The sequence below is a fragment of the Streptomyces sp. TS71-3 genome (assembly GCF_018327685.1).
Lineage (GTDB): Bacteria > Actinomycetota > Actinomycetes > Streptomycetales > Streptomycetaceae > Streptomyces.
This window is the reverse complement of sequence record NZ_BNEL01000001.1, coordinates 4,280,088-4,304,550: the sequence shown is the minus strand read 5'-3', so window position 1 is coordinate 4,304,550 and position 24,463 is coordinate 4,280,088. Positions and strand designations below refer to the sequence as shown.

Here is a 24,463-nt window from a genome sequence, read left to right as displayed (position 1 = left end):
CATCCTGCAAGCTACTCCCTGATAATTTCAGCGAGTTGATATCGACCTGGTGGTGAGCAGGAAGCGGAAGGCATGGCACACTCGTCCCGGTGACGGGAACTCAGGTAGTTGACGGACACTCAGGGGGTGGGCTGTGAAGGAGAGCCGTGCGGGCGGCGCCGGATCCAGCGCGCCCACCGTGCTGCGCATGATCCTCGGCAAACGACTCCAGGAGCTGCGCCAGCGTGCGGGGGCATCGCTGGACGACGCGGCCAAGGCGCTCGACGTCACGTCGTTGACGATCCGCCGGATGGAGAAGGCGGAGGTGGGGCTCAGGCTCATCTACGTCCGTACCCTGCTGGCGCTGTACGGGGCCGATGAGCAGGAGATCGACGAGTTCGTGGACATGGCCGAGCAGGCCAACAAGCCGGGCTGGTGGCACCGGTACCGCGACGTGCTGCCCGAGTGGTTCACCGCCTACGTGAGCCTGGAGAGCAGCGCCAAGGTCCTGCGCACCTACGAGCCCCACTACGTGGCGGGCCTGTTGCAGACGCCCGACTATGCGCGGGAGACCCTCAGGGCGGGCTTCCCCAACGACTCCGCGGAGGACCTCGACCGCCGGGTTGACCTGCGCCTGCGGCGCCAGAGCCTGCTGACGAAGTCCGACGCGCCCACCCTGTGGGTGGTGATGGAGGAGGCGGTCCTGCACCGCGTCGTCGGCGGGCCGAAGGTGATGCGGGAGCAGATCGACCGCCTGCTGGAGGCGTCGCAACTCGACCACGTGAACCTCGACGTGGTGCCCTTCAGCGCCGGTGCCCACATCGGCGCGTTCGCACCGTTCACCTATTTCCGCTTCGAGGAGCCCGAGCTGCCCGACGTCGTCTACTGCGAGATCCTCTCGGGGTCGATGTACCTGGACCAGCGCTCGGACGTCATCACGCACCTCGAAGCCCACAACCGTATGTCCCTGCTGACGTCGCACGACGGAAGTTCGGCTCTTCTGAACCGGATGCGCAAGGAGTACGCATGACCGCCCTCGGCAGCACCGCGCGGAAAGTCGCGTGGCCGAGGCGGGCAAGGGGGGAGTTCAACGCATGCGTCACCGGGGTGAGACACGCTCTCGCCGGGGCCCCGGTGACCGACCGCAACACTGCCCTCGGACGCATGTCCGGGCAGGCCGGGGCCACCCGGCGCGCCACCACCGCACACACTGAATTGGGGTCCCCACGATGACGAACTCCCCCGCTGCGCGGGACATCGACACCAGCAGGCCGCACTCGGCCCGCATGTACGACTACTACCTCGGCGGCAAGGACAACTTCGACGTCGACAAGGAAGCGGCCGAGAAGGTCGTGGAGACCTGGCCCTCGATCATCACGTGCGCGCGGGAGAACCGGGCCTTCATGCACCGCGCCACCCGGACCCTCGTCGACCGGGGAATCCGGCAGTGGCTGGACATCGGCACCGGCATCCCGACCGAGCCCAACCTCCACCAGGTCGCCCAGGGCCTGGCCCCCGAGGCCCGGGTGGTCTACGCCGACCACGACCCGCTGGTGCTGAAGTACGCGGAGACCCTCATGCGCAGCACCAAGGAGGGCCGCACCGCCTACATCCAGGCGGACTTCAACGACCCCGACGCGATCCTGAACGCCCCGCAGCTGGAGCAGGTCCTCGACCTGTCGAAGCCCGTCGCGCTGTCCCTCAACGCCCTGCTGCACTTCGTCACCGACGCCCAGAAGCCGTACGAGATCGTGAGCCACCTGCTGGAGGCCCTGCCGGCCGGCAGCGCGCTGGCGATCACACACTGCACCCCGGACTTCGACGCGGAGGGCTGGGAGAAGATCACCCAGATCTACTACGACGGCGGCACGCCGTTCCGGGTCCGCAACAAGGCTGAGGTCACGCAGTTCTTCGACGGCCTCGACGTCCTGGAGCCCGGCATCGAGGTGGCCCACCGCTGGCACCCCGAGATCGAGGACTCCGCGGCCCGTGAGGAGGGCGCGACGCCCACGGACGCCCAGGTCAGCCTCTGGGCCGGTGTGGGCATCAAGCACTGAGGCGGGTGGCAGGACGAGGGATGGCGCATCGCACGCGTAGGTTCGGCTTCCGCCGCGCTGCGAGCGCCACACCCGGAGAAGTACCCGGCCCGTGCCGTCCCGTCCCGGTCCGGCTTCGGCTTCGGCTTCGGCTTCGGCTTCGGCTTCGGCTTCGGCTTCGGCTTCGGGAGATGTACGGCGCCGGTGAGACCCGGCCATGGCCTACCTGCGCAGTGGCCACGGCCGGGTGGAGTGTCACCGATCCTTGAGCGCGCCCGTGCCGGTGCGAACGGCTCCGGTCAGGGGCTCCCGGCCACCCCCGGTCAGCTCGTGGTGCAGCTGAGGGAGGGCGCGGTGTTGCTGCCGCTGTAGCCGCCCTGGAATCCGAAACGAGGCGCTGGCGCCCGGTGCGACGGTGCCGTTGTGGGCGGCGTTCAGCGCGGTCACCGCCCGGCCCGGCTGCGTGACGGTGGCGTTCCAGGAGTTGCTGACCTGCTGGTTGCCCGCCCAGCTCCACGCCACCCGCCAGGACGGCAGAGCGGCCGTCGAGGTGTTGGTGACGGTCACGGTCGCGGTGAAGCCGCTGCCCCAGTCGTTGTCGACGTGGTAGGCGGCCGTGCAGGCGCCGCCGCCCCCGCCGCCCGAGGACGCGGTCGTGGCGGTGACCGATCCGGAGGCCGACGAGGTGTTGCCGGCCGCGTCACGCGCCCTGACGGTGTACGTGTAGGCGGTGGACGCCGTGAGGCCCGTGTCCGTGAACGTGGTGGAGGTGGCCGTTCCCACCTGCGTGCCGCCGCGGTACACGAGGTAGTCGGAGACGCCGACGTCGTCGCTCGCCGCCGTCCAGGACAGCGACGCGCTGGAGGCGGTGGTGCCGGTGACCCGCAGCCCGGCCGGTGCGGTGGGTGCCTGGGTGTCCGTGCCGCCACCGCCGCCGCTCACCGGCGGGTAGGCGTTGGCCAGGAGCTGGCGGAACTGCGCGGAGAACCAGTGCCCGGCCAGCGGGGAGTCGGCGAGTGCGCCGGTCAGGTTGTTGCCGTTGCGCCCGTTGCCCGTGTAGGTCGGGTCGCACATCCGGTCGAAGCCCTTGCCCTCGTCGTTGTCGATGGCCTGGCTCGCGCCGTCGGACTCCCCCGGCGGCTTGATCCACACGTAGGCGTCGATGCCCGACGCGGGCGCCACGGCCGGCCGCTCGCCGAGGCCGGCGCCGGACTGGTTGCACCAGTTGCCGGGGGGGGATCCGGCGGTCGATGCGGCCGCCGTTCACGTACGTGTCGACGCTGGTGGACGCGCCGGGCCCGGTGGGCCGCGCGGAGCCGCCCCAGCCGTTGCGCGAGGTGTCGATCAGCATGCCGGAGTCGAAGCCCGCGGAGACCGCGGCCTGCCGCAGGCCCTGGGCGAAGGACTGCTCGTCGACGTACTGGTTCCAGTCCACCCACTTCGACTGCCGCACGCTCGCCCCGGCCACCGTGTCGGTGACGCTGAAGTACGGCTCGTGCAGGGCGCTGTAGTTGGCGGTGTGGACGGCGAACCCGGCGACGTCGGCCGGTGTGGCGCCGGACGTGGTGGCCGCCTCGTACGCCGTCTGGGCGAACGGCACGAGGTTCGTGTCCCAGCCGAGCCAGCCGTGGTGGCCGGCGTCGACGTAGTTGTAGACGTTGGAGAGGGCGCCGAGCGTGGCCAGCGCGTAGCCCACGCCCTTGACGTAGTTGCCGTTCTGGAGCATCTCGGCGCACGCGTCGGTGCCGCCCGCCTGGCCGCCCGCGTTGGTCACCAGGTTCGGCAGCGAGTCGGGCTCGATGACCGCCGCGATCCGCAGGCTCGCGTACGCCGGGTCGGAGAGGATGTCGGCGATCGGGTCGATGTAGTCGCTCTCGTAGGCGGCGAGGTCGTCCTGGCCCAGCTCACCGTTGGACGCGAGCGCGGCGCAGTCGCGGCCGGGCAGGTCGTGGACGACGATCTGCACGAGGTCGGCGCCCTGGGCCTTGGCGGCGTCCAGGTGGTCGCGCAGGCCCATGGCGCCGCCCACGCCGTCGATCGCGGCGATGCGGTCCAGCCAGACGTAGGTGGCCTCGTCGGAGACCGCGCTGCCACCGGGCTCCGCGGCCGCGTGCGCCGACCACTCCGGGTTCACATAGGGATGGGCCCCTGCGTACGGGTTGTCCACGCGGGCCGCGGCGGCGCTCTGTGCCGCGTTCGCCGGTCCCGACGCCACGGTGAGCGCCGCTCCGGCGAAGAGCGCCGACCCGAGGGCCAGCGCCTGCCAACGTCTCTTCCAGTGCATGGTGGTGTCCTTTCTCGCCCGGCGGGTCAGGCCGGAGAAGGATCGATTCTTCAACCGCACTGACGACCGCACCCACGACAGATCGGCGCGACGTCGGTGCGGGTGAACCGGGCCTTGAACGCAGGCCCGCACAGGAGGGCGCCCCCAGAGCCGAGAGGGGGATCCACGGCTTGGGAGCGCTCCCACGTGGGAGCTAACAGCCCGACGGGTGCACGGATAGAGTGCTGTTCACACTTTCCCCACCGCGTTCACACCCGGGCCGGACGGCCGCGGCGGACGGGGACGGGGCTGCCCGCGGGGCGGGCGCGGCGGACGGGACGGGTCCGCCCGCGGTGGCCGTGGCGGACCCCGGAGGCCGGGCGCATCCGCGGTGGAGCGGCGGCGCGGCGGCGCACTCAGGGCGGGAACTGGGCGTGTCCGGCTGACCGTTGCCCTACAGTTCCCAAGACCACATCACCATCGGGTGACATGAGAGGAATCGACGGTATGCCCGCGGAGACGTTCGAGTTCCAGGTAGAGGCGCGCCAGCTCCTGCAGATGATGATCCATTCGATCTATTCGAACAAGGACGTCTTCCTGCGCGAGCTCATCTCCAACGCCTCCGACGCGCTGGACAAGCTGCGCCTCGAAGCGCTCCGCGACGAGGCTCCGGACGCGGACGTGTCCGACCTCCACATCGCCGTCGAGACCGACAAGGAGGCCCGCACCCTGACCGTGCGGGACAACGGCGTCGGGATGTCACGCGACGAGGTGGTCGCGCTCATCGGGACCATCGCGAACTCCGGCACGGCCGCCTTCCTCCAGGAGCTGCGGGAGGCCAGGGACGCGGCGTCGGCCGAGGGCCTGATCGGGCAGTTCGGCGTCGGCTTCTACGCCAGCTTCATGGTGGCCGACGAGGTCACCCTGCTGACCCGCCGCGCGGGCGAGAGCGGCGGCACGCGCTGGACGTCCGGCGGCGAGGGCACGTACACGATCGAGGATGCCGACGACCTCCCGCAGGGCACGTCCGTCGTCCTCAAGCTCAAGCCCGTGGACGCCGAGGACCAGCTCTTCGACTACACCTCCCCCTGGAAGCTCCGGGAGATCGTCAAGCGCTACTCGGACTTCATCACCTGGCCCATCAGGATGGCCGCGGAGTCCACCGGGGCCGCGGACGGCGAGGACGGGGAGGACGGCGGGGAGAGCGCCGCGCCGGAGCCCGAGACGGTCAACTCCATGAAGGCCCTGTGGGCGCGTCCCAAGGACGAGGTCGGCGAGGGCGAGTACCACGAGCTGTACAAGCACATCAGCCACGACTGGAACGACCCGCTCGAGACGATCCGCATGCAGGCGGAGGGCACCTTCGAGTACCAGGCGCTGCTCTTCCTGCCCTCCCGGGCGCCCGGCGACCTCTTCTCGCGGGGCCACAAGCGCGGCGTCCAGCTCTACGTGAAGCGCGTCTTCATCATGGACGACTGCGAAGCGCTGATGCCGGAGTACCTGCGCTTCGTGAAGGGCGTCGTGGACGCCGCGGACCTCTCGCTGAACGTGTCCCGGGAGATCCTCCAGCAGGACCGCCAGATCGAGCTGATGCGCCGGCGGCTGGCGAAGAAGGTGCTGTCCACCGTCAAGGACATGATGTCCGCGCGCCCGGAGCAGTACGAGACGTTCTGGGGGGAGTTCGGGCGGGTGCTCAAGGAGGGGCTCCTCAGCGACTTCGAGAACAAGGACGCGATCCTCGCGGTCTCCTCGTTCGCCACGACCCACGACGCCGAGAAGCCGACCACGCTCTCGGACTACGTGTCCCGGATGAAGGACGGGCAGGAGCACGTCTACTTCATGACGGGCGAGTCCCGCGGCGCCATCGAGAGCTCGCCGCACATGGAGGTGTTCCGGGACCGGGGCCTGGAGGTGCTGCTGCTGACGGACCCGGTCGACGAGGTCTGGGTGGAGGCCGTTCCCGAGTTCGACGGCAAGCAGCTGCGGTCCATCGCCAAGGGCGAGGCGGACCTCGGCGCCGGTGACGAGGCGGACGACGTCAAGGCCGAGCGGGAGCGGCAGCTGCAGGAGTACGCGGAGCTGCTGTCCTGGATGACCAAGCAGCTCGCGGACGAGGTCAAGGAGGTCCGCCTGTCCACGCGGCTCACGGTCTCCCCGGCCTGCATCGTCTCCGACACGCACGACGTGACGCCCGCGTTGCAGCAGATGTACCGCGCGATGGGCCAGGAGATGCCCGACGTCAAGCGCATCCTGGAGATCAACCCCGGGCACGCCCTGGTCACCGGCCTGCGCAAGGCCCACGCGGAGCGGGCCGAGGACCCGTCGGTCGGCGAGACGGCGGAGTTGCTGCACGCGCTGGCGATCCTCGCGGAGGGTGGGGAGCTGGCGGATCGGGGGCGGTTCACGAAGCTGGTGGCGGAGCGGCTGGAGCGGACGCTGTAGCGCCCTCCGGCGCGCCCGGGTCCGGGCTTGCGCCCGGAGGCCCCTGTCCGGGACCGGAGGCCGGGAGGCCCGGGGGCCCGGGGGCCGGGGCTCGGGGGCCGGGGCTCGGGGGCCGGGAACCCGGGGGCCCGGGGGCCCGGGGGCCCAGGGGCTCGGGGGCCCGTCCACGGGGCGGCGTTTCGCCGAGGATGCGGGTGGGGGTGCGGGGGGCCTGCTTGCGGGTGGTCGGTGCCGGGGGTCCGGCGCCACGGCAGGGGGTGCCCTGCGGCACGGCAAGGGGTCTCCTGCCGCCACGGCAGGGGGTGCCCTCTGTTGTGTGGCGCCTCACGACGCCCCAGGGCGCTCCACCGTCCAGAGGGGGCGGTGCAGGTCGCGTCCGGACCACCTGCCGGTCGGCGGTCGCTCGCGCAGTTCCCCGCGCCCCTGAGGAACCCGGGGCTCCCACCCCCGAGAGTTCCGGGTTCCACTCCCCAGAAGCCGGGACCCCCTGCCCCGACCGGCCGCCCGGGCCGTACCGAGTCCAGAGGCAGTGGCGCAGATCACGTCCGGACCACCCACCGGTCGGCGGTCGCTCGCGCAGTCCCCCGCGCCCCCGAGGAACCCGGGGCTCCCACCCCCGAGAAGCCGGGGTCCCCTGCCCCCGCCTGGTGGCCCCGGCCGTACCGGGTCGCTCCCCGGTACGCTGGTTCGCTGCGGCCCCCCGGCACGTCGTGGCCGCTCGCTAAGGAGGGCCGAGCCAGCGTGCACGATCTGTTGCACATCGCGTTCGTGGCCTTCCTGGGGGCCGCGGCCGCCGGGCTGATCGGGGCCGTGGCGCTGTGGCTGCTGCGCAGGCGGTCCGTCGCGGTGGCGATGAACGTCGTGGTCGTGGTGCCGGTCGCCGCGATGCTCGGCGGCACCCTCGTCGTCACCCGGGCGATGCTGCTCTCCGACTACGACCTCTCGGTCGTCACGACCGTCCTGCTCTCGGCCGCCGTCGTCTCCCTCGTCCCGGCCATGCTGCTCGGGCGCTGGGTGGTCGCGCGCAGCCGGGACCTGGCCAGGGCCGCCCAGACCGTCGGCGACGAGGGCGGCTTCTCGCCGCCCGGGGGCGCGTCGACGGCGGAGCTGACCTCGCTGGCCGGCGAGCTCTCCTCGGTCAGCGCGAAACTCGCCGCGTCCCGGCAGCGTGAGCGCGCCCTGGAGGCCGCACGCCGCGACATGGTCGCCTGGATCTCCCACGACCTGCGCACCCCGCTGGCCGGGCTGCGGGCCATGTCGGAAGCCCTGGAGGACGGGGTGGCGGCGGAACCGGAGCGGTACTTCCGGCAGATCGGCGCCGAGGTCCACCGGCTCGACTCGATGGTCGGCGACCTCTTCACGCTCTCCCGGATCCAGGCCGGCGCGCTCGCCCTGGACCGCACCCGGATGTCCGTGGAGGATCTCGCCGACGAGGCACTCACCAGCGCGCAGGCACTGGCGAAGGAGCACGGCGTACGGCTCGTGGGGGACCCCGTCGAGGCGGTGCCCGTCGAGGTGGACGGCCGGGAGATGTCCCGGGTACTCGCCAACCTCCTCGTCAACGCCATCCAGCGGACCCCCGCCGAGGGCACCGTCACGCTGTCCGCCCGGCGCGGCGACGGAGGTGTTGTGATCTCCGTCACCGACGGCTGCGGCGGCATCCCTCCGCAGGACCTGCCGCACGTCTTCGACATGGGCTGGCGCGGCACCCCCGCCCGCACGCGCACGCCCTCGTCGAGCGCCGGCCTCGGCCTCGCCATCGTCCACGGCATCGTCACGGCACACGCCGGCAGCGCGGACGTACGGAATGTGGTGGGGGGCTGCTGCTTCGCGATCACCCTGCCGGCCGGCGCCCCGCCCGCCGGTCCCCCACCGGCTCCTGCCCCACTGGCTCCTGCCCCACCGGCCGCGGACCGGCCGGGCGCACCCTCACCGGAACCGGGCACCTGACCCGGCGCACCCAGCCACCCGGCGCACCCGGCCGCCCGGCCCCGCACGCCCGGTCGGCCGACGAGGCTCGGCCCGCCCGACCGGGCTCCGCTCGGGGCACGGCAGACGGTCACGTCAGGCATCGGTAAGGATTTCGCGCCCGGTTCGCCATGGTTTGCACCCCGATCCCCGCAGTACGCTTCCGACCAGCGGAGCACCGGTGGAAAGCAGCGGATCGCCGGCGCGAACCGGACGGAACGGCGGGAGAAGCCATGGAAGCGCGCAAGGTGGAGAAGGTTCGCGCCGAAGGTGTCGAGCCGCGTGACGAGGCGGCCGCGATCAGGGCGGCGCGGTTCGGGAAGCTGCCGGAGCGGGTGGCACCCGCGGACCTGGTCGAGGAGAAGCCGGCGGAGGCCCCGAACGACCCGGAGTTCGGCCGCAATCCCGAGAACGACTGGATGATCCGCTACTCGGCGTAGGGCACGGCCGCCCCTGACGGCGTGGCCTGCTCCTGCCCCTTGATGGCGGCGGCCCGCCGTTCCCCCAAGAGGGACCGCGCGGTACCCGGCCGGTGCGGAGCCGGGTACCGCGCGGTATTGGGGTTATGGCTTGTTGGCCACGCCCGGCCTGAGTCCGAGCGCGGCGCCGGCGGGCAATCCGGCCGGTACGCCGCCCGAGGCCGCGTCCGCCGCGGTCTCGGGGCGCCGGCGGTGGCCGACGGAGACGCCCGGCTTCCCGTAGGAGTCCTGGTCGCCGGGGGCGAAGTGCGGCACGTGGGAGTCGTGCATCCGGGCCGAGCGCGGTCTGCTGGTGGCGGTGTCCCGCGCCGTGAGCGAGTCGGTCATCGGTGTCCCCTCCGGTGCTTGCCGTGGTGTGCCGTGCAGGCCGCCCTCGGCCCGGTGTCCGCCGGTACCGTCCGAACGGCGGCGGGTCAGCCGGCCGTCAGGTGGTCGGCGAGCCCGTTCTTGACTCCGGTGACGAACGCGGTCATCTCCTGCGGCGTGTAGATCAGGGCTGGACCACCGGGGTCCGTCGACTGCCGCACCGCCACCCGCCCGTCGGGGAGCCGCTTCGTCTCCACGCACTGCCCTCCGGTGGGTCCGCTCCAGGGGCACTCCCAGCCGTGTTCGCCGAGGTCGGTGGCCGGCATGCCGTTGTATATACCGGCGTTGTCGATCGTCATGAGTACTCCTTGCACGTGCGGTTCAAGAGGGCCTTGCTGCGAAGCGGTCGAAGTCAGGAGGACGTCCGGCGGCGGGCCGGCACGGTTGGCGTCCCTCCTCGCGGCCCCACGGGCACCCCACAGGAAGCGCGCCGGGGCGGGGTCCGCGCGCAGGCTCGCGCAGACCCCGCTCAGAGCCCTGCGTCCTGAGCGGCTGTCACCCGAACGAGTCTGTCAGGTACTTGATGATCGCACCAGACCGATACGGGCTTGTTGAAATTATCAGGAAGGAGCTTGCAGCATGATTGCGGCAGCAAGCATAGTGGCGGTGTGACCGATCTCTTCGAGCGCCACGTCAGCGGCAACTACCCGCCCGCAAGCGGAATTCGATGCGCCGTCAGGACAGGCACGCCGGAGGCCGGGCACCCGCTCCCCCCGCTCCACCAGAGCCCAGCGCCGGGTCACGACCCCGCCCGCGCCGCTCACTCCCCACTCCCCCTCGCACCCCCCGTCCCCCGGCGGAAGGCGACCACCATGCCCCCACTCACCTTCCCGCTCTGCCCCCAACTCCTGGGCGGAGAGCGCACGGACCAGGCCCACTGGCTCGAACTCCCCGCCGTCCAGGCCGGAGTCCGTGAGGCCCGCCGTGCCATAGCCGACAGGCTGCGCGCCTGGCGGCTGCCCGACTCGGTGCTCGACGACGCGATCCTGATCGTCTCCGAACTGGTCACCAACGCCGTCTGCCACACCCCGAGCGCCCGCATCCTCTGCTGCGTCGGGCTCACCACCGACCAGCTCGTCCACCTGGAGGTGCACGACCACGGCAGCTCGCCGCGCAGCGTGCTCCCGTGCAGCCCCGGCTTCGACGAGGAAAACGGACGCGGCCTGATGCTCGTGGAGAACATCGCCAAGGAATGGGGCGTCGAGCGCTCCGTGTTCACGCGCGGGAACACCGTGTGGGCGGCCCTGGCGAGCGGTATGACCCACCTCGGCGTCGAACCGCCCCCGTACTGAGCAGTGACGCCCGAACGCCAGAGCGGGGCCACCGCCGGAACCGGCCCGGCCCCACCACAGCCGACGCGCCCCGGCACACCCCACTCCGGCACGGCGGACGCGCCCCGGCGCCCTCACCCCCACCACGGCCGAAGCGACCCTGTCCCGGCCGGAGCGGCGCTCCCCCGGCCGATGCGACCCGCGGCCCCGGCAGCCCGCACATGACGGCGCGCCCCACCTTGTGCCGCCCCGCCGAAGGGCGGATTCTGGACAGCCTCGTGAAGACTTCGGCTCCACGTGAAGGCTTTGTACAACGACACGCTCGGTGCGCCCGAATCTGGGAAGAAAAACGCTCCGTCCAGTGATGATTCACGTGGTAACGCCACCGCGCACAGGCCCGGCCGGCCCGCGCGCAGCGTCGATGGAGGAGCGGAATATGGACACGGCCAAACGGAGAGTCGTCGTCATAGGCGGCGGCTACGCGGGGGTGAAGGTCGCCCGGGAGCTGGACGACCACGCGGACGTCACGCTGATCGACGGCAAGGAGGTCTTCTTCCACCGGATCGCCTCCCTGCGGGCGAGCGTCGACGAGAACTGGACGACGGCTCCGTTCATCCCGTACAGCTCCCTCCTCCGAAACGGCCGAACGGTGCTCAACAAGGCCGTCGGCATCCGCACCGCCGAGCGTCTCGTGATGCTCCAGAGCGGTCACCAACTCCCCTACGACGCCCTCGTCATCTCCACCGGCGCCGACTACCAGGAGCCCGCCCGGTTCACCGGGACGACGGTGGAGCAGGCCTCGGAGTCCTTCCACGCCCACCAGCTCCGCGCCGCCCGGGCCCGCAGCGTCCTGATCGTCGGCGGCGGCCCCTCCGGGGTGGAACTCGCCGCGGAGCTGCGCCGGGTCAGGCCCGACGCGCGGGTGACGCTCGCGCACTCCGGCTCGTACCTGCTCTCCAGGACCCAGAGCCGCAGGCTCGGCCGCCGGGCGCTGGCCTGGCTGCGGTCCCACGACGTGGACGTCCGCCTGGATACGACGATCTCCTCCACCGGCGGAGGGTCGAGCAGCCTGCGGGGCCAGGACGGGACGCCGTACGACGCCGAGGTCGTCTTCTGGACCACCGGCACGACCCCCAACACCCTGTGGCTGCGGCTGGCCGGCCGCGGCGACTGGCTGGACGCCGACGGGCACGTGAAGGTGGACGGCCACCTGAGGGTCCTCGGCCGGCAGGACGTCTTCGCCGTCGGCGACGTCAACGACGTCTCCGAGGCGAAGCTCTCCCCCACCGCCATGGCGCAGGGTTCCGCGGCCGCGCACAACATCCGCACGTTCCTCGACCGCGGCGCGCACGTCGGCGAGTACCGCGCCTACAAGCCCGCCCCGCTGCGGGCCTTCGCGGTGCCGTTCGGCCCGGAGGCCGGGGCCACCCTCTTCCCGATCCTGGGGCGCGGCACGGCCATCCTCGGCGACCGCGCGACGGCCGCCATCAAGAGCAGGCACCTCGCGCTGCCGTACGCGAACGACCTCCTGAACCGGCCGCGTTCGTGAGAGCAGACCCCGTTCCCCTACCTGGCACCGCCTCCGGGTACCACGTCCCTGACATCGCCTACGTGAACCGTCGGCCTGCCGGAAGACCGGCCCGCGGGTGCGGTCCGCTCGGTTAGGCTTTCCGTCGGCCCCGGTGCCGTACCGGCGCAGTGGCCGTCAGCGGCCCTCAGGGCCGGATGTGAGCGAGGGAGATCCGAACGTGGCGGGTGACGACGACATCTCCGGGTGATCCCGGAAGGTGATCAGCCACCGGCGGCCGCCCATGAGCGGCAGCGCCGTGGCCATGTCGTCGTTCCCTGATCCGCCTTCCGGCGGGACGCGGCCCCGTCGTGGCGCGCCCGCCCGACTCCGAGGTCTCCGCCATGTCTCACGCGTTTCCGCCTCCCCGGCACGAATCCGCCCTGATCGCCCACGACCTCGTGCGCACCCTCGGCAGCCGCCGGGTGCTCGACGGGGTCTCGCTCACCGCCGCCCCCGGTCACCGGATCGGTCTGATCGGCGAGAACGGCGCGGGCAAGACCACCCTGCTCCGGCTGCTCGCCGGCGCCGACCAGCCGGACGCCGGCACCGTCAGCCGCCCGGCCGATCTGGGCCATCTGCACCAGGAGATGCCCTACGACGGCACGTCGACGCTCGCGGACGTGCTCGACGACGCGCTGCGCGAAGCCCGCGACGACCTCGCCGAGTTGGAGCGGCTCTCCCGAGCGCTGGCCGGGACCCCGCAGGACTCGCCGGCCCACCCCGCCCTGCTCGACGCCTACGGCACCCGGCTCGAACAGGCCCAGGCCCGCGAGTCCTGGGACGCGGACCGGCGTGCGGAGATCGTCCTCGCCGGGCTCGGCCTCGGCGGCCTCCCGGGCGCCCGGACGCTCGGCTCGCTCTCCGGCGGGCAGCGCGGCCGGCTGGCGCTGGGGGCCCTGCTGGTACGGCGGCCCGCGGCCCTGCTGCTCGACGAGCCCACCAACCACCTGGACGACGCCGCGGCGGCCTTCCTGGAGGAGGAGCTGCGCGCCATGCCCGGGGTCGTCGTGGTGGCCAGCCACGACCGGGCGCTCCTCGACGCCGTCTGCACGGACGTCGTCGACCTCGACCCCGCGGTGGACGGCCCCGTCCGCTACGGCGGCGCCTACACCGCCTACCAGGCCCACAAGCGTGCCGAACGGGAGCGCTGGGAGCGGCGTTTCGCCGAGGAGCAGGAGGAACTGGCGGCGCTGCGGCGCTCGGTGGCCGTGACCGCACGCCGGCTCGCGCCGGACCGGGAGCGGCGGGACAACGAGAAGATGGGCTACGGCCACCGCGGCGGACGGGTGCAGCAGCAGATCTCGCGGCGCGTGCGGAACGCCGCGCGGAGGCTGGCGGAGCTGGAGCGCAGCCGGGTTCCGGCGCCGCCCCCGCCGCTGCGGTTCCGGCCCACGACGCTCACGGCGCACTCGACTGCGGTGCCGTCAGCGGCTGTTGTCGCGCCCGGCGCCGGGGACTCCGCGGACGAGGCGGGCTCGGCCCTGGAGTCCCCCGCACGACCCTCGTCCGCGGCAGGCTCCACCGAGGGGCCCTCCCCCGCCGTACCGTCCCCCACCGCGCCCTCCCCCACCGCCCCGTCCGCCGACCGGCTTCTGCTGTCCCTGCGGGACGTGCGCGTGCGGGGCCGGCTCGCCGTCGGGCGCGTCGACGTGTCGGACACCGACCGGTTGCTCGTCACCGGACCGAACGGCACCGGCAAGTCCACCCTCCTCGCGGTGCTCGCCGGGGAGTTGGAGGCGGAGGGCACGGTGGACCGCAGGAGCCCGGCGCCGACGGTGGGCCTGCTGACCCAGGACACGGTGTTCGCCAGGCCGGAGCGGACGGTCAGGGGCACCTACGAGCGGGCCCTCGGCGCCGAGCGCGCGGAGCTGGTGCCCCTGGCCTCCCTGGGGCTCATGGCGGGGGGCGACCTGGACAAGCGCGTCGGGGAACTGTCGGTCGGCCAGCGCCGCCGGCTCGCCCTGGCCCTGCTCGTCGCCCGCCCGCCGGAGTTGCTGCTCCTGGACGAGCCCACCAACCACCTGTCCCCCCGGCTCTGCGACGAACTGGAGGAGGCCCTGGGCCCCGGCCCCGGCGCGATCGTCCTGGCCAGCCACGACCGCTGGCTGCGGCGCCGGTGGCGGGGGCGGGAGCTGCGGCTGTCGTGACGCCCGGAGCCGCCGCCCCGCGGCACGATCCCCGCAACACGTCCCGCCGGCACCGTCCCCGCAACCGCGTTCAAGACACCCTGCCGCCACGCCCCGCAGGCTGACCGTATGACTGCACGTGCCTGGTCGCTGTTCGCCCTGATGAGCGTCCTCTGGGGAATCCCGTATCTGATGATCAAAGTGGCGGTCGAGGGGATCTCCCCCTCGGGCGTCGTCTTCGCGCGCTGCGCCCTGGGGGCCGCGCTGCTGCTGCCGTTCGCGCTCCGCCAGGGCGGGCTGGCCCGCGTTCTCCGCACCCACTGGCGGCCCATGGCGGCCTTCGCCTGCACGGAGATCATCGTGCCATGGTGGACGCTGACCGACGCGGAACGCCGGCTCTCCAGCTCCACCGCCGGCCTGCTGATCGCGGCCGTGCCGATCCTGGGCGTCGCCCTCGCCCGCCTCTTCGGCGAGCGGGAGCGCCTGGGCGCCCGCCGGCTCACCGGTCTCGGCCTCGGCCTGGCCGGCGTCGCCGTGCTGACCGCGCCCCACCTGACCGTCGCCGACGCCCGCTCCCTCGCCGAGGTGCTGGTCACGATCGTGGGCTACGCCGTCGCCCCGCTGATCGTCGCCCGCCACCTCAAGCCGGTGCCGACGCTCCAGCTCATCGCGCCCTGCCTGACCCTGGCGGCCGTCGTCTACGCCCCGGCCGCGCTCCTCGACCGCCCGGCCACGGCGCCCGGAGCCGCCGTGTGGGCCTCGCTCGCGGGCCTGGGCGTCATCTGCACCGCGGTCGCCTTCGTGGGCTTCCTGGAGCTGATACGGGAGGCGGGGCCGACGCGTGCGGTGGTGTTCACCTACGTGAACCCTGCCGTGGCCGTCGCCGCGGGCGTCGCCTTCCTCGACGAGCCGCTCACCGCCGGGGTCCTCGCCGCCTTCGCCCTCATCCTGCTGGGCTCCGTCCTGGCGACGGCCACGGCGGGACGCCGCCGTGGCAGCACGGTGGCGGCGTCCGGCCCGCTGGGCTCGGGCGGCGCCCCGGCCGTGGCGGCGTCCGGCACGCCCCCGGTGACGGCGCCCGCGGCACCCCGCAGCCCCAGGTCGGAGGATGTGGACCGGCACGGCGGGTAACATGGACGGCACGGCAGACGAGCCGGGCGGACGGCCGCGTGGAGCCACCCCTCACGGGGCGACTCCCCGAGGAACGTCCGGGCTCCACAGGGCAGGGTGGTGGCTAACGACCACCCGGGGTGACCCGCGGGACAGTGCCACAGAAAACAGACCGCCGGGGATCTCGGTCCCCGGTAAGGGTGAAACGGTGGTGTAAGAGACCACCAGCGCCTGGGGTGACCCAGGCGGCTAGGTAAACCCCACCTGGAGCAAGGTCAAGAGGGGTGGCCCGCAAGGGCGGCCCTGCGCGGACGATCGAGGGCGGCCCGCCCGAGTCCGCGGGTAGACCGCTTGAGGCCGGTGGCAACACCGGTCCTAGATGGATGGCCGTCGCCCCGACGACCGCGAGGTCCCGGGGCACAGAACCCGGCGTACGTCCCGACTCGTCTGCCTTTCTCCTGTTTTCGCGGGTTATGGCCACTTTGAACGCCTCTGCGTGTCTCCGGTGGGGTCGATTCGGGTGCGGCCCCCAACAGGGCCTCCCTCAAGGGAAAACGCCGCCGTCGGGCCGGTGGCCCCTCACACCGCCGGCCGGGCGCAGGCCGGGTACACGGGTCACCCTCCGGCTTCGAGCAGGGCGTCGACGCAGCGCGGGTCCACCCGCACGGCGAGCGTGAGCGGCCCCGTACCGTCCTGGAACTTCCAGTGGATCTCCGTCCAGACCTCGGCGGCCAGGGCCTGCGCCGCACGCCTGGTCGCGCGCCGTGCGTGCCGGTCCCGCTCCTCCGGCTCGGTGCAGCGGTCCCGCATCGCCAGATCGGATTCCACCAGTCCCGTCAACGCCCGCGCTCGATCACCGGTCGAGTGCAGCCGGGACACGAACTCGTCGGCCCTGTCGTGGTCGCCGATCCGGTCCGCGGCCTTCGCCAGGGCCTGGAGCGCGCCGGACGGGTTCGGCACCGCCCCGGTGCCGAAGGTGGTGACGGCCCGCACGAAGACGGCCCGGGCGCGGTCGGCGGCACCGGCGTCCGCCAGGGCCGCCGCGATCTCGGCCAGCGCCTGCGCCCTGCCGTCGGAGCCGCTCACGGATCCGGCCAGGCTCTCCACGAGGTCGTGGTCCCGGGCGTCGTGCGCCACCTCGCGGACGAGCAGGGTCAGCGCGTGGTCCCGGTCGCCCTGGCTCCAGTGCCAGACGGCGTCCTCGGCGTGCTCGATCATCGACTGGATCTCGTCGCGGTCGCAGACCGGGGCGGCGACGTGCAGGATCTCTCGCACGTTCGACGCCAGGGTCGGCCCGTTCTCCTCCCGCAGCGCCAGCTCCTGCGCCCGGAGGACGGCCGAGCGCGCGAGTTCGCGGTCGTCGAGCTCGATCGCCGCCTTGATCACCATTTCCAGGACGATCAGGATCTGGTGTCTCTTGGGGCAGGACGCCGCGATGCCCGGTACCTCGCGCAGCAGTCGCCCCGCGTGCTCGCGAGCGCCCGCCCGGGCCGCCATCAGCGCCAGGTCGGTGAGCGCGCACGCCCGGTAGTAGGGTTCGGCGATCCCCCGCGCGAGCGGCTCCACGTGGGCGGGGTCGGCGTCGTCGGTGCCCTGGGTGAGCAGGTTCAGCGCTCTGAGCTGGTCGGCCGGGTCACCGATGCCGTGCAGCACCGTGGCCGCCTCGTCCTGTTCGCCGATCAACGTGGCGGCGCGGACGAGCAGTCCGAGGCCGTGCCGGTAGCCGGGGGAGACCGGCGCCGCGCGCATGACCGGGGAGGCCGACCGGAGCAGGGCCGCCGCCCGGACCCGGTCGCCCTTCCTGGCTGCCTCGTCCGCCAGGACGCACTGTCCCCACGCCGGGTCGGTCGGCACGTGCGAGGACCGCAGCATGGAGTCGGCCCTCGGGGCGTGGCCGGTCGTGGAGATCACCATGACGAGACGTTCGAAGACGTGCCGCCGCCATCCCGGCTCCCCGATCTGGTGGATCTTCGCCTTGGCCATCCTGATCAAGGGACGCGCACGGTCGCGGTCCTCGGGCACGGTGGACCTCCCCACCGCCTCCAGGACGGCGATGAGCCCGTCGGCCTGGATCCTGGCGCAGTCCGTCGAGCCCATCGCACCCTCGCACCCGGCGATGAACCGCCGGGCCCTGTCCTGCCCGTCCGCGCCGGCGGCGACCCAGGCCAACCGGGCGAAGGCCTCTGCGGTGTCCAACGCCCTGGGCAGCGATCTGGTGAGGTGCTCGGCCCGCTGGTAGTCCCCCTTCTCGGCCATGACCTCGACGAGCCGGATGGGATTCCAGGCCGGCGAGCCACCCGCGGGCATCAGCCGGGCGACGCCTTCCGCCCGGTCGTACTCGCCGGCCCGCGCCATGCGCTCCACGAGCCACTCGAACCGGTAGACGTCGAACTCGTCCGCCTCGTGCACCAGGTCCTCGACGCGATCCCAGTCGCCGTCGAAGGCCGCCAACCGGGCGAGTACCTGCTGGTGGCCCACGGGGTCGGTCATCGTGCGCGCGAGTTCCCCCGCGGCTGCGGTGAGTTCCCGCGCCCGCGCGTGCTCACCCCGCTCGGCCGCGACCTCGGCCACGCCGACCAGGGTCTCGGCCCGCTCGACGAGGGCGTCGTCACCGTCGTACCAGCGGGCGTGCACGTCGTCGCCGGCGCCGGCGACACCCACGGACCGGGCCAGCGACCCGGCCCGCGCGAAGTCACCGCACCGCGCCGCGGCCAGGGCCCGGCGCGCCGTGAGCGAGGGGTAGCCGCAGGCGCGCGCGAGCAGCTCGGCCCGTTCGTGGTCGCCGGCCTCCTCGGCCGCCACCGAAAGACGGCCGAGCAGGTCACTGTCCTGCCGGGTCGGGTCCAGGGCGATCCGGTCGGCCCGCTCGTGGTCGCCGACCGCCTCGGCGACCACGGCGAGCGTCGCGTGGTCGTCGAGCCACCCGGCGACGGCCTCGGCGCGCTGCCGGTCGCCGTTCTCCGCGATGGTCTCGGCGACCTGCCGGATCGCCCAGTACCGCGACACCCCGCCGTGCAACCGGGCGAGCGACTCGGCCTGTTCGTACGCGCCGAGCCTGGCCCACACGGCCGGCAGGATGCTGGGCATGTGCTCGTACCGGCGGGCCAGCTCGTCGCGGCACAGGGCCAGGCGCAGCGCCAGCGGCAGATCGGTGGCGTGCTGCCTGACGTTGAGCTGGTAGGCCATGTCGATCTCGGCGATGGCCAGGAAGTCGTTGCCGGTGCGCCGGCGCAGCATGTCCTGCCGCGCCCGGTCGGTGGCGCACCGGGCGAGACCGGCGAGGTCCCTGGTGGCCACGAGCAGGTTGGGATAGTCGTACAGGAGGTAGGCGGGGGTGCCGTCCGGCCAGTCGCGCCGCCGGTAGCCGTCCGCCCAGCGGTGCAGCCGGTCGCGCAGGTCGTCGATCTCCGTGCTGAGGCTCTGCTCGGTCGCGGTCTGCAGCGTGTCGTGGCTGAGGAAGTAGGCGAGCTGCCCGGTCGCCGACGACCGGCCGGTGACGCTGTGCCCGAGGTCGGCCCGGAGCAGGGCGTCGATGTCGTCCGGTTCGTGTCCGGTGAGTTCGCCCAGGTCGGTGCCGGTCAGCCCGCCACGGGCCGCGGCGACGAACCCGAGCACCTGACGCCGCACGCCGGTGTCCCGCAGCGTGTGCGCCAGCTCCGTCGAGGCGTCGTGCTCCAGCCGGCGTGCGTGCGGGGACGCGGCGAGTTCGCGCACCGGGCACGCCCGCAGGGGGTGGTCGCCCGGCACGTCGGCCGGCAGGCGGAGGTCCGGTCGGCTGGACACCAGTACCCGCATGTTGTCCGGCGGGTGCCGGGGCAGCAGTGCCGCGATGCTGGCGGCGTCGCCCCCGAGGGCGCCGCTGTCCTCGTCGAGTCCATCGACGACGAGCAGCAGCACCTTGCCGTTCCCGCGCGCCCGTGACGCCGCGGACTCGAACAGCGAGGCGAGCCAGCCGCGCCGGTGGGACGCGGCCCCGCTGCCGGACTCGCCGTCCGCCGACGCGGAGAGCTGCCGCGCGACCGTGGCCGTGAACGCGTCGCCGTCGGCCGCGCCGGGCAGGCGCCGGGTGACGAAGAACGACGCGACCTCCACCCCGGGCGGCGGGTTCAGCACGAACCACGAGAGCAGCGCCGTCTTCCCGGCCCAGGCCTCGCCCTGCACCCACGCGTAGGGCTGCCGGCCCGCGCAGAACGCCGCCAGGTCGGACAGCTCCTCCTCGCGGTCCCGCAGTCGCAGGGGCGCGAAGTCCTCGCGGACGGCCGCCTGGTGGACCCGCCTGACCACGTCGTGCCTGGTCGGCGGAAGGACGGGGGGCAGCGGCCCCGACCGCGGTGTCCCGGCCAGCTCCGCGAGGCGGAGGCGCTCGTCGGTGCCGAGGGCCGCGACGCAGCGGTCCACCCGAAAGGCCGTCAGGCTGCCGTCGCCCTCCTTCCCGTAGTGCCGCGCCAGCACGCCGACGATCCGGTCGCGGCACCACAGCGCGGCCCCTGACATGCCCTCCCACGGCGAGACGGCGCCGTCCGGCTCGGCGCGCGGCGCCGCCACCCTGACCTCCAGGGTGCCCTGCATCCGGTTGGACGCCGTCCCGATCGAGCCGTCCGCCTGGTGGGTGTCGCGGTACCACGTCCGGCCGTCGTCGTCCGACCGCAGTTTGAACCGCGGGAAACCGATCGCCAAGGCCTTCAGCCGCAGGACCCTGTCGTCGGGGATCCCGCCCAACGGTGTCTCGGGCAGGGCCCCGGCGCGGCCCTCCATGGCCAGGACGGCGATGTCGTGCTCCGGGCACGACCAGGCCACGGTGGCGTCGGCGGCCCACTCGGTCCTGAGGCCACCGTCGAACTGCACGCGGATCGAGCGTGCGCCGTTCACCACGTGCGCGGCCGTCAGGACCGCCGTCGGGCGGATCCGGTAACCGGAGCCGCGCTGCGGGGTACGGCCCCCGGCATCGACGATGATCTCGGCGACGCGGCGGACGTCCACCCCCGACGTCACCGTTCACCCGGCAGCGAGTCGCCCGTGATCATCATGCGGGAGTCCGGGGCGCCTGCCCGGCGCGGTTCGAGACTCAGCCTTATCCGCTGGGTCGACTGCGTCGAGAGCTTCGCGTCGGCCCCCATCTCGACCACCCAGAACTTCACCTTCGCGGAGGGGCCCGCGTCCCTGGACACCGCCAGGGTCAGCTCCAGTTCCACCGGGCCGAGTTCGAAACGCAGCTCCTCGCCGTCGCCGGCGTGCATCGCCGCCGAGAGCTCGGCCCGGAGCTCGGCGATGACCTCTGATAACTCGACCCTCATGCCACACCCCTCGTCACCCGTAATCTAGCGGCATCCGTGGGGACGGGTCCCGGATACCGCCGGTCACAGCGCGCGGCGCATGAGGTGCAGCCCGGCGTGGCCCTCCGTCCGGACGGTGAACTCGTCGTGCCGCACGCGGGACCCCGGGCGGTGCCCCGCCCGGGGCCCCGGGGTCCGTCGGCTACGCCGGTCGCCAGGTCCGTACGCTGTCGATCTTCGCGTCGTCGAGTTCGATTCCGAAGCCGGGTTCGGACGGCAGGGGGAACGCGCCGTCCACCGGTACGGGCGGATCCGCCTCGAAGTGGTGGCGGGCGGGGATGTGCCGGAACAGGTACTCCACCATGGGGCAGGTGCCCGGGCCACCAGCACGGCGGCGAGTGGGGGATGGAGGTGAGCAGGCTGACCTCGGTCGGCGAGTAGGTGTGGTGGGCGTTGGCCTCGAACAGCACGATCATCTGCGGCATGAAGAAGGTCAGCCCGTACTGCCCGACGCTCTTGCAGAAGTAGATGGCCGACAGCATCGCCACCCGGATGTCCTTGATCATGCGGAAGCTTCCGGCCTGGGCGTTGTGGCCGTGCACGCCCGAGCGCTCGGCCGACAGCTCCCCGGTGAGCCAGGTCCGTTCCCGTTCGCCGAGCCAGGCGGCGTCTGCGGGGTGGTCGCGCAGCACGAAGAACGCCACCATGCCGATGACGATTGCCGGCAGGCCCTCCAGGACGAACATCATCCGCCAACCGGAGAGGCCGAGGAAGCCGTCGGTGTGGTCGAGGATCAGCCCGGTCAACGGGTTGCCGAACACTCCGGAGAGGGAGCCGCCGAGCACGAAGAAGGCGAGCATGCGCCCTCGGTAGCGGGTGGGGAACCAGAGCATCAGGTAGAGCAGCACACCGGGGTAGAAGCCCGCCTCGGCGATGCCGAGCAGCACGCGCACGGCGTACAGGCCCCCGCTGCCCTGGACGAGAGCCGTGGCCGCGGAGACCAGACCCCAGCTCGCCTTCCAGGAGGGCTTCCCGGGCATGTGGGGGCCGCTGGCCCGCAAGTACCCGGACGCCGTGGCGGGTTCGAGCAACGCCTACCAGAACTGGGAGACCGCGGACCCGGAGAAGTGGGTCCCGGACGGGTACGTGTGCGTGCGCGTCGACTCGCGGGGCTCCGGCCGCTCGCCGGGCCGGCTGGACATCTTCTCGCCGCGGGAGACCCGGGACTACTACGAGTGCATCGAGTGGGCGGGCGTGCAGCCGTGGAGCAACGGCAAGGTGGGGCTGCTCGGCATCTCCTACTACGCCGCCAACCAGTGGCAGGTGGCCGCCCTGAACCCGCCCCACCTCGCCGCCATCTGCCCGTGGGAGGGCGCGAGCGACTACTACCGGGAGTTCACCCACCACGCGGGCATCCTCAACGTCTTCACCTCGATCTGGTACCCGGTGCAGGTCTCCTCCGTGCAGCACGGCGTCGGCGACCGGGGCACACGCAACCCCGTCACCGGCCTGCCGGTCGCCGGACCGGCGACCCTGACCGCTGAGGAACTGGAGCGGAACCGGGAGGACTCACCGGCCGGGCTGCTCGCCCACCCCTTCGACGACGCCTACTACCGCGACCGCTCCCCCGAGTTGGAGAAGATCACCGTGCCGGTGCTGTCGGCCGGCAACTGGGCGCACCACCTGCACACCCGCGGGAACACCGAGGGCTACGTGCGCGCCTCGTCGGCCGGCAAGTGGCTGGAGATCCACGGCCTCGAACACTTCGCCGAGTTCTACACGGACTACGGTGTCGCGCTCCAGAAGCGCTTCTTCGGCCACCTGCTCAAGGCTGAGGACACCGGCTGGGACACGCAGCCGCCCGTCGTGCTCAACGTGCGCCATGTGGACGGCAGTTTCGAGCCGCGGGCGGAGCAGGAGTGGCCCCTCGCGAGGACCCGGTGGACCAGGCTCTACCTGGACCTGGAGGCCGGCGCGCTGACCGGCGAGCCGCCGGCACGCGGCGCGCGGGCGGACTTCGAGGCGCTCGGCGACGGCCTGACCTTCCTCACCGAACCGCTGGAGGAGGAGACCGAGATCACCGGGCCGGCCGCCGCGCGGCTGGTGATCTCGTCGACGACGGCCGACGCGGACGTCTTCCTGACGCTGCGCGTCCTCGATCCGGACGGCGCCGACGTCACCTTCGTCTCGGCGCTCGACCCGGCCGGGGTGATCGGGGCGGGGTGGCTGCGCGCCTCGCACCGCGCGACGGACCCGGAGCGCAGCCTCCCGTACCGGCCCTGGCACCCGCACGACGTGGCGGCACCGCTGACGCCGGGAGAGGCCGTGCCGCTGGACGTGGAGATCTGGCCGACGTCGGTGGTGGTCCCGGCCGGGTACCGGATCGCGGTCACCGTCCAGGGCCGGGACTTCGAGATGCCCGGCGACGGCCCCTGGCCCAGCACGTACGGGGTGCCGATGAAGGGCCACGGCATGTTCCTCCACACCGACCAGGCCGATCGGCCCGCGGACGTCTTCGGCGGCACCACCACGCTCCACGCGGCGCCCGGCGAGGAGCCGTACCTGCTCCTGCCGTTCGTGCCCCGGCCGCCCGAGGGCGAGGCGGGGCCGCGGCGCGGGCCGTTCCCCCGCTGACCGGACCGACCGTGGGAGGACATCGTGACGACCGAGCCGCTGCCGCGTTCCAGCATCACCCGCAGGAACGCCTGGATGGTGAGGAACGCGGAGGCCGGGTCGGAGTCGACGGCCTGACGCCGGCGCCGCTCGGTGTGCCCTCCGCGCGCCCGGTAACTCGCCAGGCCCGCGGATCCGGGCCTCAGTCGGGCAGTCCCCAGAAGGGTCCGTCGGGCCTCAGTCGGGCAGCCCCCAGAAGGGTCCGTGCAGGCCGACCTCGGCGAAGTAGGCGGCGGAGGAGGCGGGGTCGCGGCGGGCGTAGCCGGGGTCCAGGCGTCCGGCGTACCAGCCGCGGGCCAGGCGCCACAGGGTGCCCAGATCCATGACGTAGCCGCGCTCACGGCCCGTCCGCCGCAGCCAGGCGTCGACGCAGGCGGTGGAGCAGAACAGCCGCTGGTTGCCGCAGGCGTGGACGACGTCGTCCCAGACCCGGTGCATGGGGGTGAGGAAGTGGGCCACCTGGTCGCCGGGCGGGGGCGCGCCCCGGCCGACCACCCAGGCGTGCGGGGTGTCGCAGGCCGGACAGCGGGTGGCGACGACGGCGTCGGCGTCCTCCCGGAGCACGTGGGGGATGGCGAACGAGTCCCAGGCGCAGCCGCCCCACCACAGCGTGCGCGCCCCCATGACGGAGAAGCCGAACGGCACGGACGCGAAGGGGTGGGCCATCACGATCCGGTCCGCGTCCTTCGGGTCCAGGACCACGTCATGACGTTCGTGGAGGGTGCCCAGCCCCTCACGCACCTGGTCCGGGTCGAGTCCGGTGAGCGCGGCGAGGTCCGGCACGCCAGGAGCGCGGCCCGTGTCCGCGAATCCGGTGTAGACGGCCAGGCGGACCCGCTCGGTCCCGTACGGGCTCGCCGCCGCCGTCGAGTCGTTCCCGATCATTGCTGTGATGCCTCCGCTGGTC

At 73.0% G+C, this 24,463-nt stretch carries 16 protein-coding genes, 1 other RNA gene and 1 pseudogene; 11 read left to right on the top strand and 7 right to left on the bottom strand.

The features are described 5' to 3' along the window. Nucleotides 1-133 precede the first annotated feature (133 nt). The gene (locus tag Sm713_RS17380; RefSeq protein WP_212910510.1) at nucleotides 134-1,009 is read left to right on the top strand and encodes a helix-turn-helix transcriptional regulator; all 876 of its coding nucleotides are present in this window, start codon (nucleotides 134-136) and stop codon (nucleotides 1,007-1,009) included. A 199-nt stretch (nucleotides 1,010-1,208) separates the two neighbouring features. After that, nucleotides 1,209-2,036 (top strand): SAM-dependent methyltransferase, encoded by an 828-nt coding sequence (locus tag Sm713_RS17375; RefSeq protein WP_212910509.1) that lies wholly within the window; start codon nucleotides 1,209-1,211, stop codon nucleotides 2,034-2,036. Nucleotides 2,037-2,270: 234 nt separating this feature from the next. On the opposite strand, the pseudogene Sm713_RS17370 reads toward Sm713_RS17375, so the two are convergent. Next, nucleotides 2,271-4,299 (bottom strand): annotated as a pseudogene (locus Sm713_RS17370) (glycoside hydrolase family 6 protein). Nucleotides 4,300-4,785: 486 nt separating this feature from the next. On the opposite strand from Sm713_RS17370, the gene htpG reads away from it, so the two are divergent. The 3 genes from htpG to Sm713_RS17355 all read left to right on the top strand — a co-directional run bounded on the left by htpG (nucleotide 4,786) and on the right by Sm713_RS17355 (nucleotide 9,128). Beyond that, on the top strand, nucleotides 4,786-6,720 hold the full coding sequence (gene htpG, locus Sm713_RS17365) for a molecular chaperone HtpG (protein WP_212912073.1): 1,935 nt from the start codon (nucleotides 4,786-4,788) through the stop codon (nucleotides 6,718-6,720). 741 nt (nucleotides 6,721-7,461) lie between these two features. After that, nucleotides 7,462-8,670 carry a cell wall metabolism sensor histidine kinase WalK gene (locus tag Sm713_RS17360; RefSeq protein WP_212910508.1) on the top strand — a complete coding sequence of 403 codons (1,209 nt, stop codon included), beginning with the start codon at nucleotides 7,462-7,464 and terminating at the stop codon, nucleotides 8,668-8,670. A 251-nt stretch (nucleotides 8,671-8,921) separates the two neighbouring features. Continuing rightward, the gene (locus Sm713_RS17355; RefSeq protein WP_212910507.1) at nucleotides 8,922-9,128 is read left to right on the top strand and encodes a hypothetical protein; all 207 of its coding nucleotides are present in this window, start codon (nucleotides 8,922-8,924) and stop codon (nucleotides 9,126-9,128) included. Nucleotides 9,129-9,251: 123 nt separating this feature from the next. Here the strand turns inward: Sm713_RS17355 and Sm713_RS17350 are convergent, their stop codons facing one another. Beyond that, nucleotides 9,252-9,494 (bottom strand): hypothetical protein, encoded by a 243-nt coding sequence (locus tag Sm713_RS17350; protein ID WP_212910506.1) that lies wholly within the window; start codon nucleotides 9,492-9,494, stop codon nucleotides 9,252-9,254. Nucleotides 9,495-9,580: 86 nt separating this feature from the next. Beyond that, nucleotides 9,581-9,832, bottom strand: a complete 252-nt coding sequence (locus Sm713_RS17345; protein WP_212910505.1) for a DUF397 domain-containing protein — start codon at nucleotides 9,830-9,832, stop codon at nucleotides 9,581-9,583. A gap of 513 nt (nucleotides 9,833-10,345) precedes the next feature. Between Sm713_RS17345 and Sm713_RS17340 the strand changes: the two genes are divergently transcribed. From Sm713_RS17340 to rnpB, 5 genes are all read left to right on the top strand, one after another. Continuing rightward, nucleotides 10,346-10,825, top strand: coding sequence for an ATP-binding protein (locus Sm713_RS17340; RefSeq protein ID WP_212910504.1), 480 nt, complete (start codon nucleotides 10,346-10,348; stop codon nucleotides 10,823-10,825). Nucleotides 10,826-11,240: 415 nt separating this feature from the next. Next, entirely contained in the window at nucleotides 11,241-12,353 is a 1,113-nt protein-coding gene (locus tag Sm713_RS17335; protein WP_212910503.1) for an NAD(P)/FAD-dependent oxidoreductase, read from the top strand. A 362-nt stretch (nucleotides 12,354-12,715) separates the two neighbouring features. Further along, nucleotides 12,716-14,521, top strand: a complete 1,806-nt coding sequence (locus Sm713_RS40465) for an ABC-F family ATP-binding cassette domain-containing protein (RefSeq protein WP_249416344.1) — start codon at nucleotides 12,716-12,718, stop codon at nucleotides 14,519-14,521. Between the two features lie 108 nt (nucleotides 14,522-14,629). Then, the gene (locus Sm713_RS17325; protein WP_212910502.1) at nucleotides 14,630-15,631 is read left to right on the top strand and encodes a DMT family transporter; all 1,002 of its coding nucleotides are present in this window, start codon (nucleotides 14,630-14,632) and stop codon (nucleotides 15,629-15,631) included. An 18-nt stretch (nucleotides 15,632-15,649) separates the two neighbouring features. Further along, nucleotides 15,650-16,060, top strand: an RNA gene (gene rnpB, locus Sm713_RS17320) — RNase P RNA component class A. Nucleotides 16,061-16,225: 165 nt separating this feature from the next. Here the strand turns inward: rnpB and Sm713_RS17315 are convergent. From Sm713_RS17315 to Sm713_RS17305, 3 genes are read right to left on the bottom strand one after another with little or no spacing between them, the layout of a single operon-like run. Beyond that, nucleotides 16,226-20,602 (bottom strand): trypsin-like peptidase domain-containing protein, encoded by a 4,377-nt coding sequence (locus Sm713_RS17315; protein ID WP_212910501.1) that lies wholly within the window; start codon nucleotides 20,600-20,602, stop codon nucleotides 16,226-16,228. After that, on the bottom strand, nucleotides 20,599-20,904 hold the full coding sequence (locus tag Sm713_RS17310) for a trypco2 family protein (RefSeq protein WP_212910500.1): 306 nt from the start codon (nucleotides 20,902-20,904) through the stop codon (nucleotides 20,599-20,601). Before Sm713_RS17310 ends, Sm713_RS17315 begins: the two co-directional genes overlap by 4 nt. Continuing rightward, nucleotides 20,901-21,923, bottom strand: coding sequence for an MFS transporter (locus tag Sm713_RS17305; protein WP_212910499.1), 1,023 nt, complete (start codon nucleotides 21,921-21,923; stop codon nucleotides 20,901-20,903). Before Sm713_RS17305 ends, Sm713_RS17310 begins: the two co-directional genes overlap by 4 nt. Between Sm713_RS17305 and Sm713_RS17300 the strand changes: the two genes are divergently transcribed. Further along, a complete protein-coding gene (locus Sm713_RS17300) occupies nucleotides 21,871-23,517 on the top strand; it encodes a CocE/NonD family hydrolase (protein WP_212910498.1) in 1,647 nt (548 codons plus the stop codon). The two genes, Sm713_RS17305 and Sm713_RS17300, sit on opposite strands and share 53 nt — an antisense overlap. A 216-nt stretch (nucleotides 23,518-23,733) precedes the next feature. On the opposite strand, the gene merB is transcribed toward Sm713_RS17300, so the two are convergent. Then, nucleotides 23,734-24,441 carry an organomercurial lyase gene (gene merB / locus Sm713_RS17295; RefSeq protein WP_212910497.1) on the bottom strand — a complete coding sequence of 236 codons (708 nt, stop codon included), beginning with the start codon at nucleotides 24,439-24,441 and terminating at the stop codon, nucleotides 23,734-23,736. Between the last annotated feature and the right edge of the window lie 22 nt (nucleotides 24,442-24,463).

Bases quoted from the DNA above. Each gene is read 5' to 3' on its own strand.
- Sm713_RS17340 (WP_212910504.1), top strand. From the start codon at position 10,346: ATGCCCCCACTCACCTTCCCGCTCTGCCCCCAACTCCTGGGCGGAGAG.
- htpG (WP_212912073.1), top strand. From the start codon at position 4,786: ATGCCCGCGGAGACGTTCGAGTTCCAGGTAGAGGCGCGCCAGCTCCTG.
- merB (WP_212910497.1), bottom strand. From the start codon at position 24,441: ATGATCGGGAACGACTCGACGGCGGCGGCGAGCCCGTACGGGACCGAG.
- Sm713_RS17310 (WP_212910500.1), bottom strand. From the start codon at position 20,904: ATGAGGGTCGAGTTATCAGAGGTCATCGCCGAGCTCCGGGCCGAGCTC.
- Sm713_RS17325 (WP_212910502.1), top strand. From the start codon at position 14,630: ATGACTGCACGTGCCTGGTCGCTGTTCGCCCTGATGAGCGTCCTCTGG.
- Sm713_RS17375 (WP_212910509.1), top strand. From the start codon at position 1,209: ATGACGAACTCCCCCGCTGCGCGGGACATCGACACCAGCAGGCCGCAC.
- Sm713_RS17355 (WP_212910507.1), top strand. From the start codon at position 8,922: ATGGAAGCGCGCAAGGTGGAGAAGGTTCGCGCCGAAGGTGTCGAGCCG.
- Sm713_RS17350 (WP_212910506.1), bottom strand. From the start codon at position 9,494: ATGACCGACTCGCTCACGGCGCGGGACACCGCCACCAGCAGACCGCGC.
- Sm713_RS17345 (WP_212910505.1), bottom strand. From the start codon at position 9,832: ATGACGATCGACAACGCCGGTATATACAACGGCATGCCGGCCACCGAC.
- Sm713_RS40465 (WP_249416344.1), top strand. From the start codon at position 12,716: ATGTCTCACGCGTTTCCGCCTCCCCGGCACGAATCCGCCCTGATCGCC.
- Sm713_RS17335 (WP_212910503.1), top strand. From the start codon at position 11,241: ATGGACACGGCCAAACGGAGAGTCGTCGTCATAGGCGGCGGCTACGCG.
- Sm713_RS17305 (WP_212910499.1), bottom strand. From the start codon at position 21,923: ATGCCCGGGAAGCCCTCCTGGAAGGCGAGCTGGGGTCTGGTCTCCGCG.